At 61.3% G+C, this 10150-nt stretch carries 5 protein-coding genes and 1 pseudogene; all 6 read right to left on the bottom strand.

Features of this window, described 5'->3' with window-relative positions; all coding sequences use genetic code 11:
- A partial coding sequence (locus B5F98_RS12320; protein ID WP_143482815.1) for a glycoside hydrolase family 2 TIM barrel-domain containing protein occupies positions 1–6272 on the bottom strand: 6272 nt, incomplete at its 3' end.
- Positions 6273–6545: 273 nt separating this feature from the next.
- A complete protein-coding gene (locus B5F98_RS12325; RefSeq protein WP_087373229.1) occupies positions 6546–7184 on the bottom strand; it encodes an HAD family hydrolase in 639 nt (212 codons plus the stop codon).
- A 331-nt stretch (positions 7185–7515) separates the two neighbouring features.
- On the bottom strand, positions 7516–8814 hold the full coding sequence (locus B5F98_RS13550; protein ID WP_087373231.1) for a stage 0 sporulation family protein: 1299 nt from the start codon (positions 8812–8814) through the stop codon (positions 7516–7518).
- Between the two features lie 26 nt (positions 8815–8840).
- Positions 8841–9587: a hypothetical protein gene (locus B5F98_RS12335; RefSeq protein WP_087373234.1), complete on the bottom strand. Its 747-nt coding sequence runs from the start codon at positions 9585–9587 to the stop codon at positions 8841–8843.
- Positions 9587–9910, bottom strand: coding sequence for a cyclic-di-AMP receptor (locus tag B5F98_RS12340; protein WP_087232940.1), 324 nt, complete (start codon positions 9908–9910; stop codon positions 9587–9589). The genes B5F98_RS12335 and B5F98_RS12340 overlap by 1 nt, the downstream gene beginning before the upstream one ends.
- Positions 9911–9932: 22 nt before the next feature.
- Positions 9933–10150, bottom strand: a pseudogene (locus B5F98_RS12345) (amino acid decarboxylase); the annotation flags it as partial.

The raw sequence follows: 10150 nt of genomic DNA on the forward strand, positions 1-10150 counted from the left end.
AGGTTCAGCAGCTCCTTGTCGCCCTGAGTCAGGCCCAGGCCCCAGATGCCTTCCAGCAGCTGGTTCCAAGCGGCGTTGACCTCGTCCTGGGTGGCGTCGGCGTCAGCCAGAACGGTCTTGGCGTTGGCCAGAGCGTCCTCAAAGGCCTTCTTGGCGGTGTCGGTGACACCCTCCGTGGACAGGGTATCGGCGTACTTGACGGTCTTCTCCAGCAGGGTCTTGTTGACCTCGCCGGGGGCGGCGTCCTTCTCGAACACGGCGGTAACGGTGACGTTGCCCTCAGGCATCACGAAGGTGTTGTCCGTGACGGTGACGTCGTCGCTCTGCCACTCCACGAAGTGCCAGCCCTCAGCAGCCTGCTGAGTCAGGGTCACGGTGGTGCCAGCGGTAGCGGTGGTGGGCTCGGCAGTAGCGGTGCCCTCGCCCTGGGTGTTCACGGTGACGGTGTACTCCACGGGCTCCACGATCTCGCCGTCCTTGGTGATGAGGATGTAGCTGACCAGCATGTCGTTGTTGGCGTTGGCGCTCTCCTTGGGCGTCATCTTCAGCTCAACGCTGCCAGCCTCGGTGACTTCCATCTCCATCTGGACGAACTGGCCCTTCTCCACGTTCAGGTTCTTCTCCACGGAAGCCAGAACGTTGTCGCCCTGGAGCAGCTGGATGGTGGCGTTGCGCTGCCAGGAGGTCTGGTACCAGATGTTCTTGTAGCCCACGAACACCTGATAGGTGCCGGCCTCCAGGTTATCGAACTGGTAGGTCAGGGGCTTGCCACGGCCGTCGTTGGGGTCTTCGCCCTTGGAGTCGGTCATGTTGCGGATGGTGGAGTAGGCGTCGGTGCCGTAGTCGTTGTGGGTCTCAACCTGGGACTCGGGGTTGGTGCAGCCCCAGCCGCTCTCCTCGGTGTAGAACTGATCGGGAGTGGTGTTGAGCACGGTGGTGGCGTTGTACTTGAGGATGTTCTGAGCCAGCTCAGAGAAGGTCTCAGAGCCGTTGTCCACGAAGTAGACCACGTTGCCGGGCACCACAGCCACAGTGGTGGAGATCTCGTGATCGGCCACGGTACCGGTCAGAGGCAGGGTGCACACGGAGGCGGCGTCCTGAATGGCCTTCACCTGAGCCTCGTTCCAGGTCACAGCGGCCTCAGACTCCTGGTCGCCCTGGACGATGCGCAGGGTCTCAGGAGCGGTGAAGGTGGTGCCCAGATAGTGGTGATCGGGCAGGGTATCCAGAACGGCGAAGTAGTTGGGATCGGTCTTGAAGTTGGCGGTGACCACGATGTCGTGGGCGGGGGTGGAGTTCATCAGGCCGGGGTTCCGGGCGGGGTCGGTGATGCTGGCATCCTCGCTGTCAACGGTCCACACGTCGAAGACCTTGCCCTCGGGGATGTCGGCGTAGAAGACCACGGAGGAGCCGACCTTGTACTTCTGAGAGGTGATGGTGCCGTCCTCGTCCAGGAAGCCGCCCACCACGGTGACGGTGTAGGCATCCACATAGTTGGCGGTGACGGTGACGTCAGCGTTGGGCATCACGAAGGTGGTGGTCTCGCTGTTGGCGTCGGCGAACTTCACGCCGTCGTTGTTGGCGGACCAGTGGTCGAACATCTTGTTCTCGGGGGCCTCGCCGGCCTCCAGGGTGACGGTCTGGCCCACATACACCTGCTTCTCGGTGGTGCCATCGCCCAGCTCCAGGGTCAGGGTGCGCTGCTGGCCTTCCACGATGTTGAATTCCTTCTCGATGGCATCGCCAGCGAAGGCGCCGCAGAAGTTGATGGTGAGCTTACCAGTGCCCACAGCCTCGTTGTCGGTGTACTCTACGGTGTAGTCCACGCCACGGATGAGGGTCTGGTCGCCCAGCTTCACCTCGGGGGCGGGACGGACGGCCTCACCCTTGTAGGTGTAGCTGTCTTCCAGGTTGACGGTGACGTCGGCGGCGTTGATGACGGTGCCGGCGGTGACGCGGAACTCAGCGCCGGAGCCCCAGGCGTTCTCGGTGTCGCCGTAGGTGGTCTTGGGCACCACCATGACGGTCTTGGCGTTGACCATCTCGCCGAAGGCGGTGGACTTCCAGTCCTTGGTCTTGGGCCAGCTGCCGGTGGCAACCTTGGTCCAGTCGCCGCTGCTCACATCGCTGGTCAGCTGGTCGATGGGCTTGGAGCTGACATAGATCTCATGCTGGCCATAGGCGCCGTTGAGGTTGGTGCTGTCCTGACGGGGCAGGTAGCGGATGCCGTTGATGGCGGTCTCGTCCTTGAGCTCCACCATGAACCACAGCTTGTTCATGGGAGTGGTGATGCTCCAGTTGGAGTGCCAGATGGAGTTGTTGTTGCCGTCGATGAGGTTGGAGCCAGGCTGGCCGTTGTAGTTGTTGTCCACCTTGACCTTGGAGAGGACGGAGCGGTCCAGCTCCTTGCCCTCACGGCCCAGCTTGACCACATAGTTGAACTCCTGGCCGTAGCTGTTGGTGGCGGAGACGGTGAGGGTGCCGTCCTCGTTGTAGGTGACAGTGAAGTCGTTGGTGCCGTCCACGGTGACGGACTCGATGGACTCGTTGGCGGCCAGAGTGTAGCTGGCGCCGGTCTCGCTGCCCACGTCAAAGCCGGCCACAGCGTTGTCGTTGATGTAGATGCCGGTGATGGGGTAAGAGGAGGTGGGAACCTTAAAGCCCTCGTTGCTCTTGTCCATCAGCTGATTGGCATCGTTGGTGTTGACGGGGGAGATGCGATAGGCGTAGGAGTAGCTCTGGTTGGTGGGGAAGAAGTAGCCGTCCAGAGGCTTGTGACCCATGAAGGCGGTGTCGCTGACACCGTTCTGGTGCAGGTCGATGTTCCACACGATCTCCTGACGCTGAGGAACCTGGTTGGGATGACGATAGGTGGCGCTGTTGTAGGTGCCGGAGTTCATGTCCTCGGCAGTGTAGTGGTTGGCAGAAGTCTCCAGCAGGCCGTTTCCGGTGACCATCAGGCCCACGCCCTGGTCATTGGTCAGAGCGGTCCAGCGGATGTCGGAGCGGTTGCCGTTCTCCTGGGGCTTGAGCATCTTCTTGCCGTCCCAGTTGGAGTTCTCGCCCATGGCGTCGTGGGGATCATACACCTTGGAGGTGTACACGCCCACGGTGGAGCCGCTCTGGCGGTCCACGTAGTTCTCGTCGGGACCACGGCCATAGAAGGTGAGGTTGTCATAGTCGCCGTTGATGATCATACGACCACCGATTTTGGGCAGACCGTTGGGGGCAAAGTTGCTGGTGGGGATGAACTGGCTGAGGACCACGATCTCGCCGTTGCCGTAGATCTCGTAGGCCATCAGGGCAGAGGCGGACACCTTCATGGTGCCGTTCATGGCCATGAGCACCTTGTTCTCGCTGGTGTTCACGGAGACCTCCAGGTTGGACAGGTTCTCGGTGGCGCCGGCGTTCTTCAGGTTGGCGTTCTTGGCCACGGTGGTGTCGTTGTAGGTCTCAGCGCGGTACAGGCTCTGCTCGGGGCCCTGAGTCATGACCACGTTGCCGTCCAGGCTGTAGGAGACGATGGTGCCGCTCTCCGTGTTCAGCACGATCTCAAACTTCTGGCCGTTGTCGGTGGTACCGGTGAGGGTCATCTGGCTGCCCAGCTCCTCCACGGACTCGAAGGCCTTGTCGGGCACCTGGGTCTCAGTGGCCTGAGCGTCGTCGGGGTTGAGCTGGAACTGCTCATAGGCCACCTCGTAGCCGGCCTCGGCCCAGTTGGTGGCGTTCTTGAGGGTGACGGAGATGTCCAGCAGGTAGTCGCTGCCCTCCACAGCCTCAAACTCGGGCAGGGTGATGGTGACATTCTCCACCTGCTGACCGCTCATCAGGGACTGACCGTCCATGTTGGGGGTGTTCAGGTCCAGAGTGCCGGAGCCCAGCTCGGTCAGGCCGTCCTTGGTGAGCTTCCAAGTGATGTCGAAGGCGTCCAGGGTGGTGTTCTCATACTCGTTGACCACCTTCAAGGTCACGTCCTGGCCGGAGGTGACGGTCTGGTCATCCAGGTAGAAGTTCACCTGCTGGTGGACCTTCTTGGCCTCGGTCATCTTGGGGGTGGGGGTGCGGTCGGCAAAGAGCATACCGTTGCCGCAGAAGGCGTCGTCGTTGGCGTTGGGGTCGATCCAGTCGCCGCCGTAGCCCCAGAACTCGTCATAGGTGCCATCGCCATTGTCCCGCACGGTGCGGATGGACTGGTCGATGTAGTCCCAGATGAAGCCGCCCTGAGCCTGGTCGTTCTCACGGATGGCGTCCCAGTGCTCCATGGCATTGCCGTAGGACAGGCCCATGGCGTGGTTGTACTCGGAGTGGATGAAGGGCATGCGTCCATGGTAGCTGGCCACGTAGTTGGGCAGCACATACTGAGTGGAGTGCACGTCCACGATGTTGTTCTTACGCACGTCGGTGCTCCAGGGGTCCTGCCCGTTGGTCTTGACGTAGGGGTGCTGATAGTTCTCGCTCTCACGCTCGTACTTGCGCAGACGGCTGGGGTCACGCTTGAGCAGGTACATGGAGGCAACCCAGAAGCCATAGTTCTCGTTGAGGGGGGCGTAGCTGTAGGTGGCCTCGTTGCCCAGGGACCACATGATGACGCTGGGGTTGTTCTTGTAGTGCTCCAGGTTGGTGACCACACGGTCGGTGACGGTGGCGACCCACTCGGGCATACCCTTGCCGGTACCGGTGGGCACTTTCACGCCCTGCATAGCGGCACGGTGGCTCTCAATGTTGGCCTCGGCGCACACATACAGGCCCAGCTCATCGGCCAGGTCGTACAGAGCCTTGTCGTTGGGGTAGTGAGACGTACGGATGGCGTTGAGGTTGTGCTCCTTCATCAGGGTCAGATCGGTGAGGTAGTCCTGGAAGGTGAGGGCATGTCCGGTCTCCAGATCGGTGTCGTGGCGGTTGACACCACGCAGCACCACCTGACGGCCCGTGATCTGCATCTGCTCGTGGCCCTGGTCGTCGATGTCCACCTTGTAGATCTCACGGAAGCCGATGCGCTCCACCACGGACTCCATGACGTTACCGTCGGCGTCCTTGAGCTCCAGCACCAGAGAGTACAGGTTGGGGGTGTCAGGGAACCACTTGGCGGGATTGGTCACCTTCATGGTGCTGGTGACGGTGGTACCTGCGTCGGACAGCTTGTCCTCATAGGAACCAGCGGCCTTCAGCTCCACGGTCTGATGGTCGGCGGTGGCCACGGTCTTACCGGAGTTATCCACAATGTAGGAGGAAATTGTGTAAGTTCCCGCCTGCTCATTGTGCAGGGCGCGCACGTCGGTCTCCACGGTGACGGCCACGTCGCTGTCCTCGCTGGTGCGGTCGTCAAACTGGGTCTTCACGAAGAAGTCCCGGATTTCCGCCTCATCCTTGGCGTACAGGTACACATCACGGTAAATACCGCTCTGGCGGATGAAGTCCTGGTTCTCCAGCCAGCTGCCGATGGACCAACGGAACACCTTCAGAGCGATGGTGTTCTCACCCTCGGTGAGGTAGGGGGTGATGTTGAAGTCGTGGGCGGTGAAGGCGTCGGTGGAATAGCCCACCTTCTGGCCGTTGACATACAGGTAGTAGGCGGACTCCACGCTCTGGAAGGAGATGAACACATCCCGTCCATCCCAGTTCTCAGGCACCTCAAAGCTGGTGCGGTAGTAGCCTACGGGGTTGTATACGGTGGGGGCGTGGGGGTTGCCGTAGCTGGAGCCCTCGAAGTTGTTGATCCAGGGCAGGGATTGGTTGGTGTAAATGGGCTCGTCGTACTTAAAAGTACCGTCCTCATTGCGGTAGGTCTGCCAGGCCTGGGGCACATACTCAGGCTGGAAGGCGTCCCCGGTGTAGTCCTTGGCCAGATAGGTCTCGTCTACCTTTTTGGCCTCTTCGGGGGTCTTCACCAGGGCGAAGTCCCAGTCCTTGCCGGACAGCAGCATGTAATAGTCCGAGGTCTCAGGACCCACGTCGTCCAGCACGGACTTCTCCGCTGCCAGAGCGGTGGCGGTGTCCTGATAGGAGATGAACTGGCTCTTGGCCCGCTCACGGTTGATGCCGATGACTTCGCTCTGGTCATACCACTCATCACCGGTGAAGTTGGCATTCCCATTCTCGTCAAAGGCAATGGTGTTCTGGAAGTGCTCCTCCCGAATGTCCAGCACGTGGTCATAGACCTCCGCGCCGGAGTACCGGGCAGCCAGGGCCGGGGCCACCAGTCCGGTTGCAAGGAGTGTCGCCAGAGTTGCAGAGATGGTGCGTCGCAAGTTTCGTTTCAACGCTGGTTTCATGTTCTACATCCTCCCTTTCATGATCCTGCGGTTTCCGCGGAGGTGCCGGGAATTTGTCCACACACACGCCCGCTATTTTCACCATCATACCAAAACCACCCCCTGGATTCAACCCATCTTTTAGATATTTCGCTACATTCCACTGGTAATCTTTTCCCGAAACCGATTTTTTGACACCGATTTGTTCCCCCTTTTGAATTTTTATTAAAAAATCAGCGGGAATGGACGCCTGTGGATTCCATTCCCGCTGAGAGAAAAATTTTCCGTTTCTTTTCAGTTTTCTGCGTGAAACAGGGACAGCAAATCGCCGGGTTTCTCCAGAATATGGGCGGCATGGTCCACGCTGCCATAGTCCACGCCGTTCCAGGCGGCGTAGGCAAAGTCGATGCCTGCGGCCTGGGCGGCCTTGCTGTCCGAGGGGGTATCGCCCACGTACAAAACCTGGTCCGGTTTCAGGTCCATACGGCGCAGGCACTCCAGCAGGGGGTCGGGGTTGGGCTTGTGGAGCTGGGTGTCCTCCTCCAGCACCGCCGTCTCCATGTACCGGTCCAGGCCGTTGCCCACCATGTCAATCTGGTACTGGGCCCGCATTTTGGAGGACACCGCCGCCTGGCGCACCCCCAGCTGCTGCAATCTCTCCAGGGTGTCCACCATGCCGGGGTAGGGGGTGGCCCCCTCCGGATACTCGTTGACGTAGCGCACCCAGCGCTGGTAGGTGGCCTCGGGGTCCTGGATGCCCAGCTCGTCCATGACCTTCATGCCGGTGTAGGCCATGAATTTCACCACGTCGGCCAGGGTACGCTCCTCTCCCAGCTCCTCCTTTATAATACGGAGGAGGGGGTACATGTTCATGTTGACGGTGTTGAGTAGGGTGCCGTCGATGTCGTAGAGCACCGCTTGGTAGGTTTTCATAAAGTCCTCCTTGTGAAAAAGGTGCAGTCTTACGGCTGCACCTTTTAAATGAATAATGAATAGTGAAAAATGAAGAATGCAGGCCCTTCAGTTTCTGCAACCATAGAAATCCGTATCGCATCGGGACCCTGGCCTGCCTCTCCCTCTGGGAGAGGTGGCACAGCGTCAGCTGTGACGGAGAGGGCACCCTCTCAGTCAGCCCTCACGGGCTGCCAGCTCCCCCGGAGGGGGAGCCAAGGTGAAAGTCCTCCGGGCTGCACCACAAATCAAAATCCGTGCCGCAAAGCGGCACACCATAATTATTCATTATTCATTTTTCATTCTTCATTTGTTACCCCTCGTTGCCACTCTGGGGCTTTTTCCTCCGATGGTGGGGCCGACTGCGGCGGCGCTTCTCGCCGCCCTCTCCGGCCTGGTTCTGGGGCTGCTGCTGAGGGGCGGGCTTGGGCTTGGCCTGCTGCTGGGGCTTCGGCTGGGGCTGCTTTTGGCCCTGGCGGGGCGGCTGCGTGCCCTTCTGAGCCTGGGGCTGCTTGGCGCCGCCCCGCTTGCTGGCCCCGCCGCCCTGCTGGGGGGCTTTGGCCTTCGGCTGCTTGTCCGGCTGGGGCTGGGCCTCCTTCTTGGCCCCGCCGCCCCGGCGGCGGCGATTGCGGGAGGAGGACTTCTTCTCCTCGCCGTCCCCATAGGCCCCCATATACTGCTCCAACAGGGCCGCCAAACTGGCGGTGCTGCCCATACTGCGCTCCTCCTCGGGGGGAATGTAGCGCAGCTTCTCCAGCTCCTCCTTGGGAGGGGCCACATAGTCCTCGGGGCGCTTGCCCTTGCCGTTGCGCACCACCCGAATCTCGGTGGTGCGGTAGGTCTTGGGCTGCTCGGTGGAGTCCTCCAGCCGCACCTTCACCTGCTCCCGCAGGAGGTTGACGGCGGTGACGTTGCCCACGCCGTCGGGACACTCCACAAAGGACTCCTGCTTGGGGCACCGCCTCACGGCGTCCTCATAGGCCTCCTGCTCGTACTTCAAACAGCACATCAGACGGCCACAGGTGCCCGAAATCTTGGTGGGATTCAAGGACAGGTTCTGGGTCTTGGCCATCTTGATGGACACCGGCTGGAACTCGTCTAAAAACTGGTGGCAGCAGAAGGGCTTGCCGCAGATCCCCAGGCCGCCCAGCATCCGGGCCTCGTCCCGGACGCCGATCTGCCGCAGCTCAATGCGGGAGCGGAAGATGCTGGCCAGGTCCTTCACCAGGGCCCGGAAGTCCACCCGGCCCTCGGAGGTGAAGAAGAAGATGATCTTGCTGCCGTCGAAGCTGTACTCCACTTCCACCAGCTTCATGTCCAGGCCGTGGCGCTCCACCAGCTGCTGGCAGATCTTCATGGCCTCTTTTTCCTTGCGGTGGTTGTCCTGAATCTGCTTTTCGTCCTTCTGGGTGGCCAGACGCACCACGGGGCGCAGGGGCTGCACCACCACGTCGTCCCGGACCATGGCGTTGGACCGGGAACAGGTGCCGTATTCCACCCCTTTTCCCGTCTCCACAATGACCCCGGCGCCCTGGGGGACGGTGAGGCCCTGGGGGTCAAAATAATACTGCTTTCCGCCCGCTTTGAAGCGGACTGCGATGATCTCTGTCATGGATGTTCCTCCGTCGTATATCGAAATCAGGCGAACAGGCGGGTGCACACCCAGCCCAGCACATGGCCGGCACCAGGGTTGTACACCCCGTTTTCCCGGCACTGCTTCAAAATTTGCAGCAGCTTCACCCCGCGCTGGGGATGCTGGGCCAGCTGCCCGGCCACGCACCCCTCGGTGAGGGAGAGCAGCTCCAGCAGCTGGGCGCTCTTGGGCTTCTCCAGCTCCAGCGCGGTGAGCTGCTGGGCCACCTCCAGCTCGCTGCCGCAGAGCAGCAGCTGGGCCAGAGCCTGGGCCTTCTCCAGCTGCTGGGGGTCGGGCTGGTCCTCCTGGGGGGGCAGGGAAAGGGTCTCGCATCGACTGCGCACCGTCTCCAGCAGCCGCCCAGGCTGCTGGCACAGCAGAAGAAAGGCCCCGTAGGCAGGGCCGTCCTCCAGGCTTTTCAGCAGCGCGTTCTGGGCCGCCGGGTTGAGGGCGTCGGCGGGGTCGATGATATACACCTTCCGGGCCCCCTCATTGGGGGTGACATAGAGATCGGCCCGGAGGGTCCGGGCCTGATCTACGGTAATTTCCCGCTTGTCCGCCAGGGTGGTCACCCACTGCACATCCGGGTGGATGCCGCCCTGTACCTTCCGGCAGGGACGGCATACGCCGCAGGGCGCAGGCTGGCCGGTGCACAGATAGGCCGCCGCCATGCGGCGGGCCAGCTCCTGGCGCTGCTGCTCACTGCCTCCGGTGATGAGATAGGCGTGGGAGAGGGTCTGGGGCAAGTCCATCACAGCCGTTCAAACCGTTCCACATCCACCACGAACACGGTGGCGCCTCCCACGGTGACCTCCACAGGCATGGTGGGGATGTACCCATAGGTCATCTCAGAGGCGGTGGGGATGAGCTGCTTGCGGCTGTGAGAGTACTCCCGGATGATGTCCATCACTGCCTGCACCTTTTCGTCCTCCACGCCGATGAGCAACGTCACGTTGCCCGCCATCAAAAATCCGCCGGTGGTGGACAGACGGGTGGACGAAAACCCTTTCTTGGACAGGTTCTGGGTCACGGTACCCACGTCGTCATGGTTGATGATAGCAATGATCAATTTCATAGGATCTCCCCCTTACGTTGAGTCAACGATGGACCACTTTGATATACTTCGTATTATATCCTATCTGGGCCAAATAGGCCAGATGTTTTTTGTCTACTTTTTCACCAGGGGCCACCACGGGGATGCCGGGGGGATAGGGGGCCAGCTGCTGGGCGCACACTTCCCCCTCCGCCTCACTCCAAGCCACCTCCTTCGTGGGGGCAAACAGGGCCTGTCGGGGGCTCATGAGCTGCTGGGGGG

Origin of the sequence: Pseudoflavonifractor sp. An44 (genome assembly GCF_002161675.1) — a bacterium.
Taxonomy (GTDB): domain Bacteria; phylum Bacillota; class Clostridia; order Oscillospirales; family Oscillospiraceae; genus Enterenecus; species Enterenecus faecium.

Bases quoted from the DNA above. Each gene is read 5' to 3' on its own strand.
- B5F98_RS12340 (WP_087232940.1), bottom strand. From the start codon at position 9,910: ATGAAATTGATCATTGCTATCATCAACCATGACGACGTGGGTACCGTG.
- B5F98_RS12325 (WP_087373229.1), bottom strand. From the start codon at position 7,184: ATGAAAACCTACCAAGCGGTGCTCTACGACATCGACGGCACCCTACTC.
- B5F98_RS13550 (WP_087373231.1), bottom strand. From the start codon at position 8,814: ATGACAGAGATCATCGCAGTCCGCTTCAAAGCGGGCGGAAAGCAGTAT.
- B5F98_RS12335 (WP_087373234.1), bottom strand. From the start codon at position 9,587: ATGGACTTGCCCCAGACCCTCTCCCACGCCTATCTCATCACCGGAGGC.